At 62.3% G+C, this 22,221-nt stretch carries 17 protein-coding genes, 1 tRNA gene and 1 pseudogene; 9 read left to right on the top strand and 10 right to left on the bottom strand.

Annotation, left to right across the window (positions count from 1 at the left end; all coding sequences use genetic code 11):
• Positions 1 to 3: 3 nt before the first annotated feature.
• Positions 4 to 597, bottom strand: coding sequence for a TetR/AcrR family transcriptional regulator (locus ACYVG8_RS05345; RefSeq protein ID WP_036386974.1), 594 nt, complete (start codon positions 595 to 597; stop codon positions 4 to 6).
• A gap of 105 nt (positions 598 to 702) precedes the next feature.
• Between ACYVG8_RS05345 and ACYVG8_RS05350 the strand changes: the two genes are divergently transcribed.
• The 4 genes from ACYVG8_RS05350 to ACYVG8_RS05365 all read left to right on the top strand — a co-directional run bounded on the left by ACYVG8_RS05350 (position 703) and on the right by ACYVG8_RS05365 (position 3,868).
• Positions 703 to 1,908 carry an MFS transporter gene (locus ACYVG8_RS05350; protein ID WP_028500515.1) on the top strand — a complete coding sequence of 402 codons (1,206 nt, stop codon included), beginning with the start codon at positions 703 to 705 and terminating at the stop codon, positions 1,906 to 1,908.
• Positions 1,909 to 1,986: 78 nt separating this feature from the next.
• Positions 1,987 to 2,679, top strand: coding sequence for an AzlC family ABC transporter permease (locus ACYVG8_RS05355; protein WP_112692295.1), 693 nt, complete (start codon positions 1,987 to 1,989; stop codon positions 2,677 to 2,679).
• Entirely contained in the window at positions 2,676 to 2,999 is a 324-nt protein-coding gene (locus tag ACYVG8_RS05360) for an AzlD domain-containing protein (RefSeq protein ID WP_036386973.1), read from the top strand. Before ACYVG8_RS05355 ends, ACYVG8_RS05360 begins: the two co-directional genes overlap by 4 nt.
• On the top strand, positions 2,996 to 3,868 hold the full coding sequence (locus ACYVG8_RS05365; protein WP_028500512.1) for an AraC family transcriptional regulator: 873 nt from the start codon (positions 2,996 to 2,998) through the stop codon (positions 3,866 to 3,868). The genes ACYVG8_RS05360 and ACYVG8_RS05365 overlap by 4 nt, the downstream gene beginning before the upstream one ends.
• Before the next feature lie 112 nt (positions 3,869 to 3,980).
• Here the strand turns inward: ACYVG8_RS05365 and ACYVG8_RS05370 are convergent, their stop codons facing one another.
• The 7 genes and pseudogenes from ACYVG8_RS05370 to fdhD form a co-directional block, all read right to left on the bottom strand.
• On the bottom strand, positions 3,981 to 4,217 hold the full coding sequence (locus ACYVG8_RS05370; RefSeq protein ID WP_460745119.1) for a hypothetical protein: 237 nt from the start codon (positions 4,215 to 4,217) through the stop codon (positions 3,981 to 3,983).
• A 243-nt stretch (positions 4,218 to 4,460) separates the two neighbouring features.
• Positions 4,461 to 4,908 (bottom strand): annotated as a pseudogene (locus ACYVG8_RS05375) (DDE-type integrase/transposase/recombinase); the annotation flags it as partial.
• 283 nt (positions 4,909 to 5,191) lie between these two features.
• Positions 5,192 to 6,892 (bottom strand): LeoA/HP0731 family dynamin-like GTPase, encoded by a 1,701-nt coding sequence (locus tag ACYVG8_RS05380; RefSeq protein WP_460745120.1) that lies wholly within the window; start codon positions 6,890 to 6,892, stop codon positions 5,192 to 5,194.
• A 12-nt stretch (positions 6,893 to 6,904) separates the two neighbouring features.
• Entirely contained in the window at positions 6,905 to 9,100 is a 2,196-nt protein-coding gene (locus ACYVG8_RS05385; protein ID WP_460745121.1) for a P-loop NTPase family protein, read from the bottom strand.
• Between the two features lie 639 nt (positions 9,101 to 9,739).
• A tRNA-Ser gene (locus ACYVG8_RS05390) sits at positions 9,740 to 9,833 on the bottom strand.
• Between the two features lie 310 nt (positions 9,834 to 10,143).
• Positions 10,144 to 11,367, bottom strand: a complete 1,224-nt coding sequence (locus ACYVG8_RS05395; protein WP_028500511.1) for an aspartate kinase — start codon at positions 11,365 to 11,367, stop codon at positions 10,144 to 10,146.
• A 251-nt stretch (positions 11,368 to 11,618) separates the two neighbouring features.
• On the bottom strand, positions 11,619 to 12,449 hold the full coding sequence (fdhD, locus tag ACYVG8_RS05400; RefSeq protein WP_107889516.1) for a formate dehydrogenase accessory sulfurtransferase FdhD: 831 nt from the start codon (positions 12,447 to 12,449) through the stop codon (positions 11,619 to 11,621).
• Between the two features lie 204 nt (positions 12,450 to 12,653).
• On the opposite strand from fdhD, the gene fdnG reads away from it, so the two are divergent.
• The 4 genes from fdnG to fdhE all read left to right on the top strand — a co-directional run bounded on the left by fdnG (position 12,654) and on the right by fdhE (position 18,319).
• Positions 12,654 to 15,713 carry a formate dehydrogenase-N subunit alpha gene (fdnG, locus tag ACYVG8_RS05405; protein ID WP_460745122.1) on the top strand — a complete coding sequence of 1,020 codons (3,060 nt, stop codon included), beginning with the start codon at positions 12,654 to 12,656 and terminating at the stop codon, positions 15,711 to 15,713.
• A 12-nt stretch (positions 15,714 to 15,725) separates the two neighbouring features.
• The gene (gene fdxH, locus ACYVG8_RS05410; RefSeq protein ID WP_107889514.1) at positions 15,726 to 16,601 is read left to right on the top strand and encodes a formate dehydrogenase subunit beta; all 876 of its coding nucleotides are present in this window, start codon (positions 15,726 to 15,728) and stop codon (positions 16,599 to 16,601) included.
• Positions 16,598 to 17,224 (top strand): formate dehydrogenase subunit gamma, encoded by a 627-nt coding sequence (locus ACYVG8_RS05415; protein ID WP_028500080.1) that lies wholly within the window; start codon positions 16,598 to 16,600, stop codon positions 17,222 to 17,224. Before fdxH ends, ACYVG8_RS05415 begins: the two co-directional genes overlap by 4 nt.
• 150 nt (positions 17,225 to 17,374) lie before the next feature.
• Complete coding sequence (gene fdhE, locus ACYVG8_RS05420; RefSeq protein ID WP_051529008.1) at positions 17,375 to 18,319, top strand: formate dehydrogenase accessory protein FdhE; 945 nt, start codon at positions 17,375 to 17,377, stop codon at positions 18,317 to 18,319.
• Between the two features lie 49 nt (positions 18,320 to 18,368).
• Here fdhE and cysM read toward each other — a convergent pair whose 3' ends face one another.
• On the bottom strand, positions 18,369 to 19,268 hold the full coding sequence (gene cysM, locus ACYVG8_RS05425) for a cysteine synthase CysM (protein ID WP_028500079.1): 900 nt from the start codon (positions 19,266 to 19,268) through the stop codon (positions 18,369 to 18,371).
• Positions 19,269 to 19,443: 175 nt separating this feature from the next.
• On the opposite strand from cysM, the gene ACYVG8_RS05430 reads away from it, so the two are divergent.
• Positions 19,444 to 20,631, top strand: coding sequence for a CynX/NimT family MFS transporter (locus ACYVG8_RS05430; protein WP_051529007.1), 1,188 nt, complete (start codon positions 19,444 to 19,446; stop codon positions 20,629 to 20,631).
• Between the two features lie 63 nt (positions 20,632 to 20,694).
• Here the strand turns inward: ACYVG8_RS05430 and ACYVG8_RS05435 are convergent, their stop codons facing one another.
• A complete protein-coding gene (locus ACYVG8_RS05435) occupies positions 20,695 to 22,218 on the bottom strand; it encodes an MFS transporter (protein ID WP_084300259.1) in 1,524 nt (507 codons plus the stop codon).
• Positions 22,219 to 22,221: the final 3 nt, after the last annotated feature.

Raw genomic sequence — 22,221 nt, forward strand, 5'->3', positions numbered from 1 at the left:
CCGTCAGCGAGTACGCAATCCGCGCAGCAGCAATTCCAGCCCGTCCAGCGCTCGCGGCAGGCGATCGTTGTCCGCCTCGCCGCCGGCGATCCACAGCGCCGCATCCACCAGGCTGCCATTGATCAGCCGTGCCAGCGCCTCCGGATCGGTGCGCTCGATCGTGCCCGCCTGCATCAGCCCGTCCAGCAACTGGTTCAGCGACTGAATGCAGTACTGCTGCGCCGCCGGCATGGCGGCACCGAGCACCGCGTAGGCATCCTGCAGCACGATGCGCTGGATTTCCGGTTCCTGTGCCATTTGCAGGTAGGCGCGGCAGCGATCGCGAAAACCGCTCCAGGCATCGGCCGCACCATCCGACACCGCCTGCAGCCGGGCATCCATCTCCGCGTCCATCTCCCTGACCACCGCCGCCAGCAGTCCTTTCTTGTCACCGAAGTGATGATAGAGCGCGCCCCGGGTCAGCCCGGCGTCGGCGGTGAAATCATCCATCGACGTATTGGCATAGCCCTGTGAGCCGAATGCCCGCCGCGCAGTGGCAAGCAGTTTGGCACGGGTTTCATCAATCATGTCGGCGCGGGCGCGGCGGGGTATCGGCATTTCCGGATCAGGCTTTCATTGACATACGCAGTGTACGTCAATACGCTGCATTCGCATACGCCGCGTATCTTTTTCTCCATGCGCGGTCACAAGAGGCTGGTTGTCATGTCAAATTCCTACCGCGAACTGTTCAACGCCCCCGGCACCACAGGCTTCGCCCTGGCCGGGCTGCTGGCCCGCATGCCGGTGTCGATGACCGGCATCGGTCTTATCACCATGCTGTCGCAACTGCGCGGCGGCTACGGGCTGGCCGGCGCCGTGGCCGCGACCTTCGCCCTGGCCACGGCCGTGTTCGCACCGCAGGTGTCGCGCCGGGTCGACCGTTACGGCCAGGGGCGCGTGCTGCCGGTGGCCGCCGCCATCAGCGCAGCGGCGATGCTGGGCCTGCTGCTGTGTACCCGGCTGCAGGCGCCCGCCTGGACGCTGTTCGTCTTTGCCGCGCTGGCCGGCTGCATGCCCAGCATGTCGGCCATGGCCCGCGCGCGCTGGACCCAGGTCTATCGCGGCAAGCCGCAGCTGCGGACCGCCTATGCGCTGGAATCGGTGCTGGACGAGGTGTGCTTTATTGTCGGCCCGCCATTGTCGGTCGGGCTGAGCGTGGCGGTATTTCCGGAGGCCGGTCCGCTGGTCGCCCTGCTGCTGCTGGCTATCGGCGTGACAGCCTTCGTGGCACAGCGCACGACCGAGCCCCCGGTCCATGCCCGGCACGCCACCGATGGCGAATCGGTCATGCGTTCCGCCAGCATCCGTGCGCTGGTGGTCCTGCTGATGGCGATGGGCGCCATTGCCGCCACGGTGGACGTGGTCAGCGTGGCCTTCGCCGCCCAGCAGGGCCAGCCCGCCGCCGCCAGCATCGTGCTGTCGGTCTACGCCGTCAGCTCGTGTCTGGCCGGACTGGTCTTCGGCACGCTGAGGCTGTCCATTCCCCTGCCGCGCCTGTTCCTGTTCGCCGGGCTGGCCACTGCCGTCACCACCCTGCCGCTGCTGCTTGCCAGCGATATCCTCGGCCTGTCGCTGGTGGTCCTGGTCGCCGGCGTATTTTTCTCCCCGACCATGATTGTCGCGATGACCCTGGTCGAAACCATCGTGCCGGGCGCCCGGCTGACCGAAGGCCTGACCTGGCTGATTACCGGGCTCGGCATCGGCGTTGCCCTCGGTGCGGCCGTGTCGGGCTGGGTCGTGGACGCCTTTGGCGCGCGCGCCGGCTTCAGTGTCGCCCTGGCGGCGGGGCTCGTGGTGCTGGGCATGGCACTGTACGGCCACCATCTGCTGTGCCGGGAACTGCCCGCCACCGTGCCGGCGAAAGCATAGCAAGCGCAAGATCGTTCAAGGCAGCACCGGGGGCGCTCAGGCATGCTTTCCGCTCCGAGCCTTCCCGTCATTGCCACCATGTCCACACCCCTCCCCGCCCGCCGCGCCTTCGTCCACGGCGCGATCGCCATCCTGCCCCTGTCGCTGGCCATTGCGCCATGGGCCATGCTGGCCGGCTCCCTGGCGATCGATGCGAAGCTCACGCCCTGGGAAGGCCAGGGCCTGTCGGTCATCGTTTTTGCCGGCGCAGCCCAGCTGGTGGCCATCGGCATGCTCAAGAGTGGCGCGGGGCTGTTCTCGATCCTGCTGACCACCCTGCTGCTGACCTCGCAGCACCTGCTGTACGGCCTGACGATGCGCCCGGCGCTGTCCGGTCTGCCGGCACGCTGGCGCCTGGGGCTGGGTTTTCTGCTGACGGACGAATTCTTCGCCGTCAACAGTGCCGGCCTGCAGCAGTTCAACCGCTGGTACGCGCTGGGCGTCGGCCTGACGCTGTATCTGGCCTGGAACCTGTTTACCCTGGCCGGCATCGTGCTGGGCAGCAGCATTCCGCAACTGAACCGCCTGGGGCTGGATTTCTCCATTGTCGCCACCTTCATTGCCCTGATCGTGCCGCTGGTGCGCAACATGCCGACGGTGGTCTGCGTCGCGTGCTCACTGTGCTGCTCGGTGCTGTTCAGCGACTGGCACTGGGAATCGGCCCTGGTGCTTTCCGGGCTGGCCGGCATGAGTGCCGGCTATGTCTGTCAGCAACTCAAAGGAAAATCATGATGATGACGGCCCTGATCATCGGCATGGGTCTGGTGGTATTCGCCAACCGCTATGTGTTTCTCGAACCGCGCCTGCCACTGCGTCTGGGCCGGCAGGCCCGGGCCTTCCTCGGCTTCGCCGTGCCCGGCATGCTGACCGCCATCTGCGGGCCGATCGTGTTCCTGCACGACGGACAACTGGACCTGCGCCCGGACAACCCTTACCTGCTGAGTGCGCTGGCGACGATCGTGCTGGTGCTGTTGACCCGCAACACCTTGCTCAGCATGCTGGCAGGCATGACCTTCTTCTTTGTTCTTGGCAACTGGCCTGGCAGCGCATGAAAACCGCACCACAGGAACGGACCCGCTTCTGGCAGGCCAGCGCGCTGGGCAATATTGAACTGCTGCACGCCCACTACGTGCATCAGCGCTTCGCCCCGCATGTGCACGACAGCTATGTGATCACCATCATCGAGTTCGGGGCCCAGACTTTCTGGCATCGCGGCAGCGAGCATCTGGCGCCGGTCGGCAGTATGGTGCTGATCAACCCGGAAGAACGGCATACCGGCACCACGGCCCACGAACAGGGCTGGCGCTACCGGGGCTTCTACCCGGAGCGGGAACGCATCACCGAAGTGCTGGACGAGCTGTCATTGCCGCGCAGTGGCCTGCCGCTGTTCAAGTCCAGTGTGCTGCACGACCCGCAACTGGCTCGGGCCTTTCGCTGGCTGCACGGACTGGCAGAACGCGGCGCCAGTGCACTGGAGCAGCAGACCGCCTGGCGCGAGGCCGTGCTGCTGCTGGTCCAGCGCCATGCCCGGGTCGCCGAACCCCGCCAGCCCGGCGCCGCCCCCGGCGCCGTGGTCAGGGCCAGGGAGCTGCTGGACAGCCGGATCGCCTGCCCCCCGTCGCTGGAAGAACTGGCGGCGGTAGCCGGGCTGTCGCCATTCCATTTCGCCCGCGTGTTTCGTCAGGCCACCGGCCTGCCGCCGCACGCCTGGCTGATGCAGCACCGGCTGACCGAAGCCCGGTCATTGCTGAAGAAAGGCTGGCTGCCGTTCCGGGTCGCGCATCACCTGGGTTTCTCCGACCAGAGCCATCTGAACCGGCAGTTCAAGCAGGCGTATGGCGTCACCCCGGGCGAGTACCGGCTTGCCAGTGCCGCCCGTCAGGCGGTCTGGAAAGAAGATGGGGAGATGGACATCAGCTGATGCCGTGCATGATCGGCATGCGTATTGCCCGTTCAGTTGCCAGATCACGAAGCGGCGGACGAAAAAAAGCCCCGACAGGATATATCGGGGCTTTTATCGTCTGACCGGCAGCTCAGGCCCGTTTCAGCCAGAAGCAGGTTCCAACCTTGTTCAATCCCTGGTAATGGGGATCGGAGAAGATCTGTTCACGCAGCTCTTTCAGATTCTGGTTGTCAGAGGTATGGATGTACCAGTTGGGCAGGAAAATTTCGTCCCCGCCATGGCCGCCCAGCAGGTAGGCGCTCATCAGGTACTGTTCGTTGTAAATCCGCGATTCCCAGTCGGCGGGATAGTCGTCAGGCAGGAACATGTCATGAACGCCATAGACGACACCGCGCTTCAGACGGGGAGTGGTCCACCTCTATCCAGAGTGATTCACGGCTCCAGGTGTCAATGACCGTCAGCGTCCGGATCCGTCGGCCGTTCCACAGCGTGTCGGCAACAAAGTCCATCGACCACCGCTGATCCTGCCCGGTTGGCTGCGGCAGAGGGTACTCCCCCCATTTTTAGCGGTCGCCAGAAGTAGAGGCTAGGCCATGATGGCCAATCGCTGTTATGGTGTAATGCCGCCGAGGGCCATGTTCGGGCGTTCGTGATTGTACGACCATAGCCATTTGTGGCGTAGTCCTGGACCTCAGCGACGGTTTCGAACAGGTAATGCGCAGCCAGTCATACCGTACGGTTCGGTTGTACCGCTCGATACAGGCGTTCTGCTGGGGCCTGCCTGGCTGGATGAACTGCAGCCTGATCCCGCGCTTTTCGGCCCAGTCTTTCAACGCTCCGCTGACGTATTCAGGGCCGTTGTCGCACCGAATCGCCTGTGGTCGACCTCGCCACTCGATGATCTGCTCCAGCGCCCGAATCACCCGTAGTGACGGCAGGGAGAAGTCCACATCGATGCACAGCCCTTCGCGGTTGAAGTCGTCGATAACGTTGAAGAGCCGGATGCTACGGCCATCGGCTAATTGGTCGTGCATAAAGTCCATCGACCAGCTTTCATTCGACGCTTACTTGTCGGGTGGATTACCATCCACCGGTTGAATCCGCAGGCCTAATGGATCACCCACCCAGTCGATTCAGACAATCTGTTAATCAGAAAAAGCCGGCCAATCGGCCATTTTCTCAAAGAGAACACCCAACATGTGTGCACTTCGAAACCCCGAAGTGCACGAGCAGCTTGCGCTCGTGCCGGATCCTGTCGCCCTTACAACATGCTCCAGTCGCGTGGAATCATATCAATTGCGGTTCTGAGTAGTGCTGCACCATCGATGCTGGGCATTCCTCTCAGTACAGAGCGGCAAGCTGCGCTTCAATCTTGGCTCCTGACTCCTTCCATGTCCGGAATCTCTGGAGCAGCGCAGCACAGGCAACAAGCTTAGCGTCGATATCCACTACCGTTTGCTTAAACACTTTGAAGTTGGAACAGCAACTCTCCACGAATTCACCGTTGTTTAACGAATTGATGAGCTCCTGGCGTTGCTCTTCAAAATTTCTGACGAGCTGGTCAATCCCGTTCCTGAATTCTTCTTCGCGCTTAGCTTTTTCGTAGCTGTCCCAAATTTCGAGTGCCACTCCTACTAAAGCCAGAGCACCATTCAAGCCCTTTGCCAAATTAATAGCTCCATAGGGTTTGAATTTCAGGTATTTCGCAAGGTCCAGGCCGACTATTTTGGTTGCAGCCAAAACACTGTCTCGCGTTGCCAGAATTGTTCCGTTATTGATGACATTATTTCTGATAACGAAGTTCAGACCTTGTTTTCCAAGTGCACCGATTGCCGTGTTAAACACGCCGACATCGGCGTCAATGCTGGTGATCGAGCGATTAGCCTCTAGCTCGATTGGTCCGAGTCGCTTCTCGAACGCCGCTTGTAGCTTAGTCTGTAAAACGATACCATCCGCGCCGATCTCCCTCTGGAAGAAACTGTCGAACGTGTCAAGTCCACATGATCTAGCCTGCAGAATGATGTCTGCGAAGTGGTTGGCGACGAATTCAGAAAGGGACGAGCGCGAAGATATGATGCGCTGCTTCATGTCTCCAAGCTTTTCATAGTTACGCTCGTTCAGTTCTCTGAGGCGGCGTTCCTCTTCTTCAATTCTTGTGAAATTTTTGGTAGCAACCAGCATTTCCTTCGAGATCACATCTGCCACGATGCTCTTCTGCATCTCCACAAGAATGGCCTGAGCGCCACCACACTTTTGAACGCGTTCGGTCGTTGCATTCTGAAGGGTACTGATTCTGGAGAGCGCCCGGAATTTCTCAGGGTTTGCTAGCCAGTACTCGGTACCCATATCGAAAGGGTTTGCCGCTACGGCAACGATCGACAACCCGCTTCGCTCGGAGCCCGAGAGTTTGAGCATTTCGTCAAGACGCCCAGATACGTTCGCCTTCTTGACTTGAAAGCTGCTCTGGTAGTCCTGATCGTCCTCAACGTCGGCCACCTCATCAAACCTGCTCAGGACGAAGATCGTTCTGGGGAGAAGGTTCAGAGTCCGGTAGAGCCATTCAAGATCGTCCTTATGGCTGTCCTTGATCGGGTTGGTCGAGTTCATGACATACAGCACTAAGTGAGCCGAGCTGACATACTTCTTGGTGATGTCCTTGTACTTCTCGAGCGAGCCGCTTTCGCCTTGCTTTTCCTTGAAGCCGAAGAGCCCCGGGGTGTCGATGATCTGGAGCTTCGAGTCAATGTCGTAAATCTTCACCTCATCTGACGACTCTGCATGGCTGATGCTCATGCTCGACTTGTCGAGCTTCTCAAGCCAGGCAGCAGCAATCGCGGTTTTCCCTTCCGAGAACCCTCCTATGAGCGCGACCTTCAACTTGTCGCTGGGGAGTTCTTTTAGGGCTTTCTCAATTTTGTCTCGCAGACCTGCGTCGATGTTGACACCAAGTATCTCACCTTCGGAAAGGAAGTCGATAAGCTGCTTCAGCACCTCGATTGAGGCGCGTTTGGTTAGCTCAAAGGCGTTAAGCGTGTTGTTCATCTAGTCTTTCCATTACGCGACGGTTTGAGTCTGAACGGCATTCGAAAGCGCAGTTAGCGACTTGACTGAGCCTCCCAGTGCATCGCTGACCATTGCCATGGTTTGGATCGGTTCCTTCAGGGAATCTTGGGTTTCCTTCAACTGCTCCCTGATTTTGTCGATAGCTCCGCGTGCGGTTAAGGAGGCAGAAGACCCTACCTCCCAACCGACGTTGCTGATGTTCTTGTCAGCAGCCTCGCGCTGCTGCTGCTTCTTGTAGTCGGAGCTAAAAAGCGAGCGAACAGCCTTGTAAACCCCCACCAGGGTTGTTACAACACCGGCCGCGACGATGATCCAGCCTCCCGGGTTCCACCACAGCAAAGCCCCACCGATCAGCGCACTGACGAGCCCCGCTGCATTGATGCCATTGTCGATCTTGATGTTCAGATTAAAACTGGAGTGCAGTCGGCCGCCATCGAATCCGCCGTGAATACTCTGGAGTTCAGCAGTCTGGCGCTTATAGTCTTCAAGTGCACGTTTTGCCGACTTCTTGAACTTATCGAAAACCACCTCTGCTGCTTGGACAATACGGGTGTTAAGGTCCGAAAGCTCTGTTTCCAGAATTGACTCAAGCGCATCCTTGAAGTCGTCGTTCGAAATGTCGCGATCAATCTTTCGATAAATTTTTTGGCGTGCTGAGCTCTTGAATTTTTCGATCTGGTTGTCAGTTTCGGCGATGAAATCCGCATTCAGCTCCTCAAGTGCCCCCGTGAGCTGGGTTGACGCCGCAGCTTCCGTTTTCCGGAGGCTCTCGATCAGCGGATCAATGCCTTTCTCACGAACCTCCTTGATCGCAAGGATTGCTTCGTTCAGCACTGTTGTAGCCTTGGTGAAGTTGGCTTTCCTGATTTTTGCGGGAAAGCCTGCAAGGATCTCCCCGCCGATCTTCTGCGAGAGCGCAGCGAGACCGGAGCGTTCGATCAGCTTCTCAGTACTGAATCTCGTGACAAACTTTTCCTTGTTCTTCTCATCCTGCCCGAAGGGCACCAAACACTGGGCGACCGCCAAGAATGCCGGTCGAGCCGCGACAGTAATGGTTCCTGCATAGTTCTTTCCGAGTTGCTTGCGCATTTCGGCGTCGAGCATATTCAGACTGGCTTGCTCATCTTCCGAAACCATCTCGCCGTTGAGCTGCATCGGATTGGTAATGCGCTTATTGAAGATGGTCCAGACCTCGGTCTGGTCATTGAGATGAGCCTTGATCTTCTCAAGTGTACCGGCTTGTCTTTTTTCCCCTTTCTGCGGTGGGGCAGCCTTGCTGGTGACGTAGAACACCGCATGAGCTTTCTGAACTGCTTCCAGGATCTCGTCGATAACGACCTGCTCCTTGCCCTCAATGCCGGGGACATCTAACAGCACAAACTTGCCATGTTCGGTTTCGAAGCGGTAGGCGCGTGTTTCTCTGGTAAAGTCGGACTGGCCGTCGCCGATGATGCGGCCGTCGGCAAATTGGGCCAAGGTATCCAGTTTGTACGTGATTCCCGCAAGCACTTGCTCTGCGGCCGCTTTTGCAGCCTTGAGCGAGTGATGCTGCTGCTTGAGTGACTCGAAGTTACGTACAGTTTCCTCTTTTTTCGATTGCAACTGAGCGGCCATCTGCTTAGCGTCGCGCGCTTCTTTCGGTGCCCATATCAGGAAGAACAGTTTTTTCCAAGAGGGGGCTGCGGCCTTAATACTCATCACAAGTTGCTGCTGGGCGGCTAATGCGTGTTCCAGTACATCCAGTTCACTTTTATTGCCGCTAGTGCGCGCAGCAAAATCGGATTCGAAGGCCATGAGCTGTTGGTTAGCACTTTCCACGGAGTGCTGTGCGCTTTCGAAGGTTGCTTTCGAGAGTCCCGCTTTCGCCATCACTGTGATGAACGCATCCCGCTCAGCCCTCTTGCTCACCTCGGCCAGATGGATCCGTAGGGTCTCGATGATGGTAGATTTGCCTGCGTTGGTTTCACCGTAGAACGCGATCGTGAATGCATCCCACTCCGCATTGCTTTCAAGTTCAGTAACCTTCTTGCTGACCTTGCTCTGGATCGCACTCAGAAGCTCGTGGCATTGCTTCTGGGCTTCGCTGATCTGCTCGGATTCGTGATACCCCCCCGTGATCTGGCTGAACAAATTTTCCACTTCCCCAAGGATAGCTGAGTAGATCTCGGTCGGCGTGGACAGACTCAAGGTGATTTTCGGAGACGCCTCACGCACTCTTCTGGGCTGGCACTCTTCCTCCTGGTGCTTTGAATCATTTAAAGAGTTTATGAAGTTCGAGGAGGCAATCATAGTAGCCCTTTGCGCTATCAACGTTCATTGTAAGTATGTTGTATGCATTATGCCAGCAGACATATGAACCAGCAGTCTATCCACGCAACTAAGCAGGCCGCTCAACGTTGAAAGCCTGTAGCCCCAAAGCTCCAAGAACGGCTTGGGATCGAGGGCACCAGTTCGCCAATTAGTGAAGTTGCCGTTAACCTCAGCTCGCCCTTGAATGACTGTTGTCTGGCGGACTTCGCCCCCCCCCTCCGAACAGCCGATCGTCGGCATAGGCCGACTTGCAGTCAAACACGAGGCCACTAAGATCAGGTTGCAGATCGTGGCGGATACCCCCTGCGCCAAGCGCAATGATGTCTGCTTTGCACAGAGCTTGAGCATTCTGATGCCCGCAGCAGCATGCCCCCCCTCAGTACCTACCAGAGTCGTCCTTGGACACATGTCCAACAGCATCCAGTCACAGCCAACGAGAATGGCACACTCAATGGCATACCACATGGCCGGAAAAACAAAAAAGCCCTGACAAGTCAGGGCTTTCGTGTTTGGGTATGGCGGAGAAAGAGGGATTCGAACCCTCGATACGGGTTTTGGCCCGTATGCTCCCTTAGCAGGGGAGTGCCTTCGACCTCTCGGCCATTTCTCCGTCAAGAGGATGCGAAATATACGTGCTGGGCGCGCTGTCGTCAACAGCTATGCGAGGCTGGATTCGACTGGCGAACGCAAGTCACTGAACGGAAATGAAAAGACCGCCATGCTGGCGGTCTCGGACTATCCATAAACCCCGCAGCGCAGGACGAGCGCAGCGAGGTTTCCCCGCGACGACGGGGACGGAAGGGGCAGGATTCAATCAGGCAGACTGCCATGCTCACGACAGCTTCTGTCAGTCGGGCATGCACCGACGCTACTGCAACCGTCGGTGCCCGCCTTTATCAGCAGTCGTCGAAACTGAAGTTTCAGGCCTGATCGAGGCCGAATGCCTTGTGCAGCACGCGCACGGCCAGTTCCAGGTACTTCTCGTCGATCAGCACCGACACCTTGATCTCGGAGGTCGAGATCAGCTGGATGTTGATGCCCTCTTCGGCCAGGGTACGGAACATGGTGCTGGCAATGCCACAGTGCGAACGCATGCCGACGCCGACGATCGACACCTTGGCGATCTTGTCATCGCCATTGACGTCGGCCGCGCCGAGGTGGCTCTGCACGTCGCGCAGGATGGCCAGCGCCTTCTGGTATTCGCCGCGCGGCACGGTGAACGAGAAGTCCGTGGTGCCGTTGTCGCCGACGTTCTGGATGATCATGTCCACTTCGATATTCGCATCCGACACCGGCCCGAGGATCTGATAGGCGATGCCCGGCTTGTCCGGCACGCCCTTCACATTGATGCGGGCTTCGTTACGGTCGAACGCGATACCGGCGACGACGGCCTTTTCCATAGTCTCATCTTCCTCAAACGTGATCAGCGTACCCTCGCCTTCGTCTTCGAACGAAGACAGCACGCGGAGCCGCACTTTGTACTTGCCGGCGAATTCCACCGAACGGATCTGCAGCACCTTCGAACCGAGCGATGCCATCTCGATCATTTCTTCGAAGGTGATGGTCTTCAGGCGACGGGCTTCCTGCACCACGCGCGGATCGGTGGTGTAGACGCCGTCGACATCGGTGTAGATCTGGCACTCGTCCGCTTTCAGCGCGGCGGCAATCGCCACCGCCGACGTATCCGAGCCGCCACGGCCGAGCGTGGTGATGCTGCCGGTCTCGTCGATGCCCTGGAAACCGGCGACGACCACGACGCGACCGGCGTCGAGGTCTGCGCGCATTTTCTCGTCGGAGATCGACTGGATGCGGGCCTTGGTATGTGCGCTGTCGGTGATCATCGGCATTTGCCAGCCGGTGTAGCTGACGGCGTCGATGCCGATTTCCTTCAGCGCCATCGACAGCAGGCCGATGGTGACCTGCTCGCCGGTGGCGGCGATGACGTCGAGCTCGCGCGGATCGGGATCCGGCTGGATTTCCTTCGCCAGTGCGATCAGGCGGTTGGTTTCCCCGCTCATGGCCGAAACGACCACGACCAGTCCATGCCCTTGCGCCTTCCACTTGGCGACGCGGCGGGCCACGTTCTTGATGCGCTCTGCCGAGCCCACCGACGTGCCGCCGTATTTCTGAACAATGAGTGCCATGTTGCTAACTGCGTGGGTGATAAGAAATTTGTGACAGGATTCTTACCATACCGGGCCTGAAAAGGATAGCCGCGCGGCATGGCGCGGGGACCCCGCGCACGCGGTTACGAATGCGATGCGATGCGGCAGATAAAAGCCCGGCCGCGAAGCGTGGCAGAAAATGCCAGTGTAGTGGAATAAAACGGCGCATCACGACCGTTTCAGGGCATTTTCGATCCTGTGGCAATCCTGCCCGGAAAAACGAACGAAACTCAGTGCTGAGGCGCGCTGTCCGGCACCCGCGCCGGATGACTGTAGAGCCCGTAGCGCTGTTTGCGGACAAAGGCGGCCAGCGTCAGCCCGGATGCCTGCGCCAGTTCGACCGCCAGCGCGGTCGGGGCGGACATGGCCGCCAGCAGCTCGATGCCGACCGCCGCCGCCTTGTGCACCAGCTCGTAGCTGGCGCGACTGCTCAGCAGCGCAAAGCCCGCGCCCCAGTCGGCCTGGGCACGGGCGCCGATCAGCTTGTCGAAAGCCACATGCCGGCCCACGTCCTCACGCACCGCCACCACGCTCCCGTCCGGCGCACACCAGGCCGCGGCGTGGGTGCAGCCGGTCTCCATGGCCAGCGTCTGCCCGGTTTCCAGTTCCGCCAGCGCGCGGCCAAGCGCGCCGGGGGCCAGCTGCAGCGTCTGTCCGACATGGCCGACCGGCCGGATCGCCTGTTGCAGGCTTTCCACCCCGCACAGTCCGCAGCCGGTACGCCCGGTCAGTTGCCGCCGTCGTTCCTTCAGCGCGCTGAAGCGCGCCGACGCCAGCTCCAGATGCAGTTCGATGCCGGCCGCGCGCTCGACGGTCTCGATGGAAAAGATCTCCTCGCGCCGCCCGACAATGCCCTCGGACAGGCTGAAGCCGAGGGCAAAATCGTCGAGATCGAGCGGCGAACACATCATCACCACATGCGACAGTCCGTTGAACACCAGCGCCACCGGCACTTCGGTCGCCAGCAGATCCTCATGGTCGCGGGCGCCATCGGCGGATACCCGGCGCACCCGGCAGGGGCGGGTCGGAAGAATCGGGGTATCGAACTGGACGTCGGACATATCGCAACCTGGGTAAAACGCCGATTTTACAGGCTGCCGGCATGGCGGGTCACCCGCCCGTGCCCCGGACAGTGCTGGTCACTGTCCGCACCCAGCCGTTATCATGGTGGCGGTATCGCCATGTCCTGCCGGGCCACCACCCTGCTATACCGAAAGCGGACATGTCATGAAAAAGAACAACCCTGACCCATCGGAGGCCAATCCATGCAGGTAAACCGACGGCAGTTCTTCAAGATCTGCGCAGGCGGTGTCGCTGGTTCGAGTCTCGCCGCCCTGGGGGTGCTGCCATCGACGGCTTTTGCCGACGTGCGCGCCTACAAGCTGCAGCGAGCGACGGAAACCCGCAACACCTGTACATACTGTTCAGTAGGCTGTGGCCTGCTGATGTACAGCCTCGGCGACGGCGCCAAGAATGCCAAGGCGGAGATTTTCCACATCGAAGGCGACCCGGATCACCCGGTCAGCCGCGGCGCACTCTGTCCGAAGGGCGCCGGCCTGCTCGACTTCGTGCACAGCGACAATCGTCTGAAGCACCCCGAATATCGCGCCCCCGGCAGCGACAAGTGGCAGCGCATCAGCTGGGATGACGCGTTCGCCCGCATCGCCAAACTGATGAAGGCCGACCGCGATGCGAACTTCATCGAGAAGAACGCCGCCGGCGTGACCGTCAATCGCTGGCTGACTACCGGCTTCCTCGCCGCATCCGCCTCCAGCAACGAAGCCGGCCATCTGACGCACAAGGTCGTGCGCAGCCTCGGCATGCTTTCGTTCGACAACCAGGCGCGCGTTTGACACGGTCCGACGGTGGCAAGTCTTGCCCCAACATTCGGTCGTGGCGCCATGACCAACCACTGGGTCGACATCAAGAATGCCGATCTGGTCATCATCATGGGCGGCAATGCCGCTGAAGCCCACCCGGTCGGTTTCCGCTGGGTTATCGAAGCCAAACAGACCCGCGGCGCCAAGCTCGTGGTGGTCGACCCGCGCTTCACCCGTTCCGCCTCGGTCGCCGATTACTACGCGCCGATCCGCAGCGGCACCGACATCGCCTTCCTTGGCGGTGTCATCAACTGGCTGATTGCCAACGACAAGATCAATTGGGAGTACGTAAAGTCGTACACCAACGCAGGCTTCATCGTGCGCGACGATTACGCGTTCGACGACGGCCTGTTCTCGGGCTGGGACGCGAGCAACGGCAAGTATGCCGACAAGTCGAGCTGGAACTACCAGCTGGACGAGAACGGCATGGCCCGCGTGGACGACACCCTGACCGATCCGCGCTGCGTGTGGAACCTGATGAAGGACCACTACAGCCGCTATACCCCCGACATGGTCAGCAGCATCACCGGTACGCCGAAGGACCAGTTCCTGAAGGTGTGCGAGATGCTTGGCGAATGCGCGAAGCGCGACAAGGTCGCGACCTTCCTGTACGCACTCGGCTGGACCCAGCACTCGATCGGCGCGCAGAACATCCGCACCATGGCCATGGTGCAGACCATGCTCGGCAATATGGGCATGGCCGGCGGCGGCATCAACGCCCTGCGCGGCCACTCGAACATCCAGGGTCTGACCGACCTTGGCCTGCTGTCGACCAACCTGCCCGGCTATCTGAACCTGCCGAGCGAGAAGCAGACCGACTACGCGACCTACATCACCCAGGCCACGCCGAAGGCCACGCGTCCGGACCAGATGAACTACTGGGGCAATACGCCGAAGTTCTTCGTCAGCCTGATGAAGTGCTGGTTCGGCGACAACGCCACGGCGGACAACAACTGGGGCTTCGACTGGCTGCCGAAGTGGGACAAGTCCTACGACGTGCTGCAGGTGTTCGAGCTGATGAAGCAGGGCAAGATGAACGGCTACTTCTGCCAGGGCTTCAACCCGGTGGCCGCGTTCCCGAACAAGAACAAGACCATCGCCGCCCTGTCGAAGCTGAAGTATCTGGTCATCATGGATCCGCTGGCGACCGACACTTCGACTTTCTGGCAGAACCACGGCGAGCAGAACGACGTCGACACCGCCAGCATCAAGACCGAAGTGTTCCGTCTGCCGACGACCTGCTTTGCCGAAGAAGACGGCGCCATCGTCAACTCCGGCCGCTGGCTGCAGTGGCACTGGAAGGGTGCCGATGCACCGGGCGAAGCCATTCCCGACGTCGAGATCATGGCCGGGCTGTTCCTGAAGCTGCGCGAGCTGTATCGCGCCGAAGGCGGCGCACCGTCCGATCCGATCATGAACCTGTCGTGGAAGTACCGCATACCGCATGCGCCGATGCCGGAAGAACTGGCAAAGGAACTCAACGGTACGGCACTGGCCGACATTCCGGACCCGAAGAACCCCGGCCAGTTCCTGGCGAAAAAGGGCGAGCAGGTGCCCGGCTTTGCCGTACTGCAGGCTGACGGCAGCACCGCCAGCGGGTGCTGGATCTTCGCCGGTTCCTGGACCCAGGCCGGCAACCAGATGGCGCGGCGCGACAATGCCGATCCGTCCGGCCTCGGCAATACGCTCGGCTGGGCATGGGCGTGGCCGGCCAACCGCCGCATCCTGTACAACCGTGCATCGATGGACCGCAACGGGGTGCCATGGGATCCGGCCCGCTCGCTGTTCAAGTGGAATGGCGAGAAGTGGGTCGGCGCCGATGTGCCCGACTTCAAGATCGACGAGCCGCCGGGCAGCCCGATGAACCCGTTCATCATGCAGCCGGAAGGAGTCGCGCGCTTCTTCGCCATCGACAAGATGGCCGAAGGTCCGTTCCCCGAGCACTACGAGCCAATGGAATCGCCGATCGGCACCAACCCGCTGCACCCGAAGGTGATCAGCAATCCGGCCGTGCGCATGTTCAAGGACGACCGCGCGCAGCTCGGCGAGCACGACAAGTTCCCGTATGTCGGCACCACTTACCGGTTGACCGAGCACTTCCACTACTGGACCAAGAACGTGCGGCTGAACGCCATCATGCAGCCGGAGCAGTTTGTCGAAATCGGCGAGGCGCTGGCAAAGGAAAAAGGCATCAGCCATGGCGACATGGTCAAGGTCAGCTCGATGCGCGGCTATATCAAGGCTCGCGCGGTGGTGACCAAGCGGATCAAGGCGCTGACGGTCAACGGCAAGACCGTGCACCACATCGGCGTCCCGATCCACTGGGGCTACGAGGGCGTGGCGAAGAAGGGCTTTATCGCCAATACGCTGACGCCGTTCGTCGGTGACGCGAACACGCAGACGCCGGAGTTCAAGTCATTCCTCGTCAATCTGGAAAAAGCCTAAGGAGGGCGGACCATGGCACTGCAATCGCTTGACATCACCCGCCGCTCCGCGAGCCCGACCGCCCCGCCACAGGCCCGGCACACGCTGGAAGTCGCCAAGCTGATCGACGTGTCGGCCTGTATCGGCTGCAAGGCCTGTCAGGTCGCCTGCTCGGAGTGGAACGACCTGCGCGACGAGATCGGCGACAACGTCGGCGTCTACGACAACCCGGCCGACCTCACCGCCCAGTCGTGGACGGTGATGCGTTATGCCGAGGTCGAGGAAAACGGCAAGCTGGAATGGCTGATCCGCAAGGACGGCTGCATGCACTGCAGCGAACCGGGCTGCCTGAAAGCCTGCCCGTCGCCCGGCGCGATCATCCAGTACAGCAACGGCATCGTCGACTTCCAGGAAGAGAACTGCATCGGCTGCGGCTACTGCATATCCGGCTGTCCGTTCAACATTCCGCGTCTGAACCCGGTCGACAACAAGGCGTACAAGTGCACGCTGTGTTCCGACCGGGTGTCGGTCGGCCAGGAACCGGCCTGCGTCAAGACCTGTCCGACCGGCGCGATCCGCTTCGGCAGCAAGGAGGACATGAAGACCTTCGCCGGCGAACGGGTCGAGGACCTGAAATCGCGCGGCTATGACAACGCCGGGCTGTACGATCCGCAAGGCGTCGGCGGCACCCACGTCATGTACGTGCTGCACCACGCCGACCGGCCGGAGCTGTATCACGGCCTGCCGAAGGACCCGGCCATCAGCCCGGTGGTCAGCCTGTGGAAGGGCCTGCTGAAGCCGCTGGCCACCGTCGGCATCGCCGCCGCCGGCCTGTTCGGCTTCTTCCATTACATCACCGTGGGCCCGAACCGCACCGATGACGACAACGACGAGGAGCAACCGAAATGAGTCGTGAGAACCTCATTGTCCGTTACCGCGCCATCGAGCGGATCAACCACTGGATCGTCGCCTTCTGCTTCGTGCTGCTGGCGCTGTCCGGTCTGGCGCTGTTCTATCCGGCGTTCTTCTGGCTGACCGGCGTGTTCGGCACGCCGCAGCTGGCGCGCATCATCCATCCGTTCGTCGGCGTGGTGATGTTCACCGGCTTCTCGGTCATGTTCCTGCGCTACTGGAAGCACAACCTGGTCAACCGCGAGGACATCAAGTGGATGATGGCGGTCGGCACGGTGCTGAAGGGCGGCGAGGTCGGTGACACCGGCAAGTACAACGGCGGCCAGAAGGGCATGTTCTGGCTGATGGCCGGCTGCCTGCTGGTGATGCTGGTCACCGGCTTCATCATGTGGCGACCGTACTTCGCGCCGATGTTCCCGATCCCGCTGATCCGCCTGGCCCTGCTGTTCCATGCCTGGTCGGCGCTGATCCTGATCGCCGGCATCATCATCCACGTCTATGCGGCAATCTGGGTCAAGGGCACGATCCGGGCCATGGTCGAAGGCGTGGTCACCACCAGCTGGGCACGGGTCCACCATCCGAAGTGGCTGCGCGAGATGCAGGCGAAGCCGCGGAAATAAGCCCCTTTGTCAGTCCCCGACAGCAGGCCATCGGCCTGCTGTTTTTCATTCCGGCGCCGGCGGCGGAGCCCGCGCACGGATGTGGGATAATCACGGTCAATTCGGCCCGCCCATGGCGACCGGCCGTACGACCGTTCAACCGGAGCCTCCATGTCTCTCAGAATTCTCCCGCAGGACCAACTGGCGCAATCGTCGACCACCATCGTGCCGTTCTTCCTGCCCGAGTCGACCCCGCCGTATGCGGCGCGGGCGAACCGTTTCAACGAACTGGCGCCGGGACACGCGCTGGAAGCCTATCTGCGCCTGTGCGCCGCGATCAGCCACGCGCAGGCTGCCGCCGCCAGCGAGGTCGACGTGGCCGCGCCGGTGCGCGAACAGCGCTACTGGGACCAGTGCGCGCTGCACGACCTGCCGCCGCTCGGCACCGAAGGCTGGCCGCGCGATCCGGTCTGGCGGACGCTGCTGGCGCATCTGCTCGCCACGCTGGCTGCCGATCCGGCGCTGCCGGCCGAAACCCGGACCGTGCTCGAGCGGCTGGCCGCCAGTGACGCAGACGGGCTCGAACGGCGCGCGACACAGCTGCTGTCCGGCGACTGGAGCGGGCTCGACCGCGCCGAGGCGCCCTTTGTCGCCGCCGCGCTGCAGGTGTATTTCAATCGTCTGGCCGCACAGCTGTCACCGCTGCAGGTCGGCAACCCGTATGTGCATGCCCATGGCTGTCCGGCCTGTGGCGCCGCGCCGACCGCCAGCCGTATCCGCCCCGGCGCCGACGGCCTGCGCTATCTGCACTGCAGTCTGTGCGAAACCGAATGGCACAAGGTGCGGTCGAGCTGCACCCAGTGCGGCGGCACCCATGACATTGGCTACTGGTCGCTGGAGACCGAAGACGACGGACGCCCGACCGAACGCCAGCAACCGCCGATGCGGGCGGAAGGGTGTGGCGATTGCCATGCATATCTGAAGATGCTCGATCCGGGCAAGGCGCAGAACGGCGACGTGCTGGCCGATGACATCGCCACGCTGACGCTGGATCTGGCCATGGATGAAAAGGGCTTCGAGCGCGCCGGACCGAACCTGCTGTTCTTCCCGGGCTGATGCCGGGGGGCGGGACGGCCGGCATCAGCCCGCCGTTTCCGCCCGGCCCTTACGCCGGGAACAGCCCGGTCGAGATGTAGCGGTCGCCGCGATCCGGCAGGATCGACACGATGACCGCATTGTCGAGCTGTGCCGACAGCCGCAGCGCCACGGCCAGCGCTCCGCCGCCGGACGGACCGGCAAAGATCCCCTCCTCGCGCGCCAGCCGGCGGGTGGTGTCCTCGGCTTCGGCCTGACTGACGTGCTCGAGCTGGTCGAGCTGGTCGAAATCGCAGATCGCCGGCACGTACGGGTCTTCCCATTTGCGGATGCCGGGAATCTGGCTGCCGGATTCCGGCTGTACGCCAATGATGCGGATGGCCGGGTTCTGCTGTTTCAGGTAGCGCCCGGTCCCCATCACCGTGCCGGTGGTGCCCATGCTGGACACGAAGTGGGTGACGGTACCGGCGGTATCGCGCCAGATTTCCGGGCCGGTCGACGCCACGTGCGCGGCCGGGTTGTCCGGGTTGGCGAACTGGTCGAGGATGATGCCGGTGCCGGCATCACGCAGCCGGTTAGCCTCGTCGATCGAGCCCGGCATCGACAGCGCCGACGGCGTCAGCACCACCTCGGCACCATAGGCTTTCATCGTCGCCACGCGTTCGGCGCTGGAGCTGTCCGGCATGACCAGGATCATCCGGTAGCCCATCACCGCGGCGGCCATCGCCAGTCCGATACCGGTATTGCCGCTGGTGGCCTCGATCAGCGTATCGCCGGGATGAATGTCGCCCCGTGCCTGCGCGGCGCGGATCATGTTGATCGCCGGCCTGTCCTTGACCGAACCGGCCGGGTTGTTGCCTTCCAGCTTCAGCAACAGGGTATTGGTCGTCTGCCCGGGCAGACGCTTGAGCCGGACCAGCGGCGTATTGCCGATGAAATCTTCCAGGGTTTTGAAAACGGGACGGGACATCGGAGCGACAGGCGGTAATGTTGAATGCGGCATCTTAGCGCCATCGTCCGCACGCCGCTGTATCGTTTGGCGCTTTCCTTATGCGTGTGCGACGGCAAGCCCCTTGCGCCAGTCAGGTTGACGCCCGCCGGTGCGGATGAAATAGTGCCAGCCCCCGTTTGCTGCGAGCGCCGCCGTGTCCGCCGTTCCCGATATTTTGCCCGCCCGTCACGGCCACGCCCTGCTGCTTGCCGGCATTATTCTGGTCGGTCTGAACCTGCGACCGGCCCTGTCCAGCATCTCGCCGGTACTGGAAGACATCCGGCTCACGCTCGGGCTGTCTGCCGTCACGGCTGGCTGGCTGACCACGCTCCCGGTGTTCTGCCTCGGCCTGTTCGCGCCGCTGGCTCCGCTGCTGGCCCGCCGCATCGGCCCCGAGCGCGGCATCCTGGTCGCGCTGGCCGTGCTGGCCGGCGGCATGCTGCTGCGCACCCGCTTCGGCATCCCCGGCCTGTTTGCCGGCACCGTGATCGCCGGGGCCGGCATCGGCATCGCCGGGGTGTTGCTGCCCGGCATCGTCAAGCGCAACTTTCCGGCCCAGGCCGATCTGATGACCGGGGTCTACACCATGGCGCTGTGCGCCGGCGCGGCACTGGCAGCAGGCTTTACCGTGCCACTGGCGCAGTATTTCGGCAGCTGGAGGCCGGCCATCGCCAGCTGGGCGCTGCTGGCCGTGCTCGCCGCGCTGCTGTGGCTGCCGCAGGTGCGCCATGCCCATACGCTGAACAGCCAGGCACAGGTCCCGGCCCGGCTGTGGCGCGAGCCGCTGGCCTGGCAGGTCACGCTGTTCATGGGCCTGCAGTCATCGACGGCCTATATCGTCTTCGGCTGGCTGCCGTCCATTCTGCAGGCACGCGGACTGACGCCGCTGGCAGCCGGGGGCTGGATGTCGGTCTCGGTCATGATGCAGCTGATCACCTCGCTCGGCGGGCCATGGCTGGCGCGCCGCGCCCGCGACCAGCGCGGCCCGATCGTACTGATGCTGACCCTGACCGCTGCCGGCCTGTTCGGCTGCCTGTATGCGCCGGCCACACAGCTGCCGCTGTGGGCCGTGGTGCTCGGCCTCGGTCAGGGCGGCAATTTCAGCCTGGCGCTGTCGCTGCTGGTACTGCGCACCCGCAATGCCACCACCGCCGCGCAGCTGTCCGGCATGGCCCAGGGGCTCGGCTACACGCTGGCGGCGCTGGGTCCGCTGACCATCGGCATGGTCCGCGAGTGGAGCGGCAGCTGGCAGGCCACCGGTCCGCTGCTGGCGCTGATCGTGCTCGGCGCGCTGATCGCCGGGCTTGCTGCCGGCCGCGACCGCAAGATCGGCCACGACTGACCTGCCCCTTTCCCGCCAGCGCAGAGAGCCCTCCCGGACACCCGCTGCAGAATGCAGCCGCGTCTAACGGGGCGCCTCGCTGTGCGTCAGTGCCGCACCGGCACCGGGTGGCAACCGCCGCGTCTCGACCACCGACAGTATCGAGAACAGACCGACCACCACGAAGGCCGGCCAGAAATCGGCCGCGCCCAGTTGCGCATGGCCCTGCACCCGCTGCGAGATCTGCAGCGTCATGCCGGCAACGATGACCCCGAGCCCGAGCGACAACTGCTGCACCACGCTGGCCAGGCTGGTTGCGCGGCCGGCGTCGGCGCTGGCAATCTCGGCATAGACGATCGAATTCAGACAGGTGAACTGCAGCGACGGGAAGAAGCCGCCGAAAGCGACCAGCGCCAGCATCAGCAGATGCGGCATCGATGGGGTAAACAGGCCGTATGACGCAATCGCCAGCCCGGCCAGTACCGCATTGACCAGCAGCACCTTGCGAAAGCCGTGACGCTGCAGCAGCGCCGGCGCGATGGTCTTCATGAACAGCGCACCAAAGGCCGACGCGCAGGTGATGGCGCCGGACTGGAATGGCGTCATGCCCAGCCCCTCCTGCAGTGCCAGCGGCAGCAGGAACGGCACGGCGCCCAGGCCAATACGGAACAGCGATCCGCCGACCACGCTGGCGCGGAAGGTCGGCAGCCGCAGCAGGCGCAGATCGAGCAATGGCGAAGCGGTGCGTCCGGCATGCTTCCAGTAGCCCGCCAGCAACAGGCCACCTGTGGCGCACATCAGCAGCGACACCCAGACCGGCACCAGCTCGCTGTCGAGCAGGGCCAGCCCCAGCATCAGTGAGGCCCCGCCGGCGGCAGACAGCAGAAAGCCGCGGATGTCGAGCGGCCCCGGATCAGCCTCGCGCAGGTTGTCGATAAAGCGCCCGGCCAGCCAGATGCCGAGCAGGCTGACCGGCACATTGATGAAGAAGATCCAGCGCCAGTGAAAATAGGTCGTGATGAAACCACCGAGCGGCGGTCCGATCACCGGCCCGAGCAGGGCCGGCATGGTCAGGTAGCCGATGGCCTTGACCAGTTCGGTGCGCGGCACCGAACGGAAGATGACGATGCGGCCAACCGGCACCATCATCGCCCCGCCGACGCCCTGCAGAAAGCGGGCGGCAACGAAGGCCGGCAGCGAGTCGGAGAAGGCGCAGCAGATCGACCCCAGCATGAAGATGCAGATGGCAGAACGAAAGACCGTGCGCGAGCCGAAGCGGTCGGCCACCCAGCCGCAGACCGGGATGAACACGCCGAGTCCGACCACGTAGGCAGTCAGTGCCAGCTTGAGGGTGATCGGGTCCTGCCCCAGATCGCGTGCCAGCGCCGGCAGCGAGGTCGCGATGACCGTGGCGTCGATGTTCTCCATGAACAGCGCGCAGGCCACGATCAGAGGAATGATGACAGTACGGGACACGATGGCGGGGCCGCGGTGTCGGCGGCCCGATATAGGTAAAGAGACCGGACTATTCTGGCACGATTCGCGGGATGCCGTAGTCGCTTTGCCGACGGTCGGGGGCGACAGGAGTGTTATGGCCGCCGCGGTCATTGC

Source organism: Microvirgula curvata, assembly GCF_054781615.1.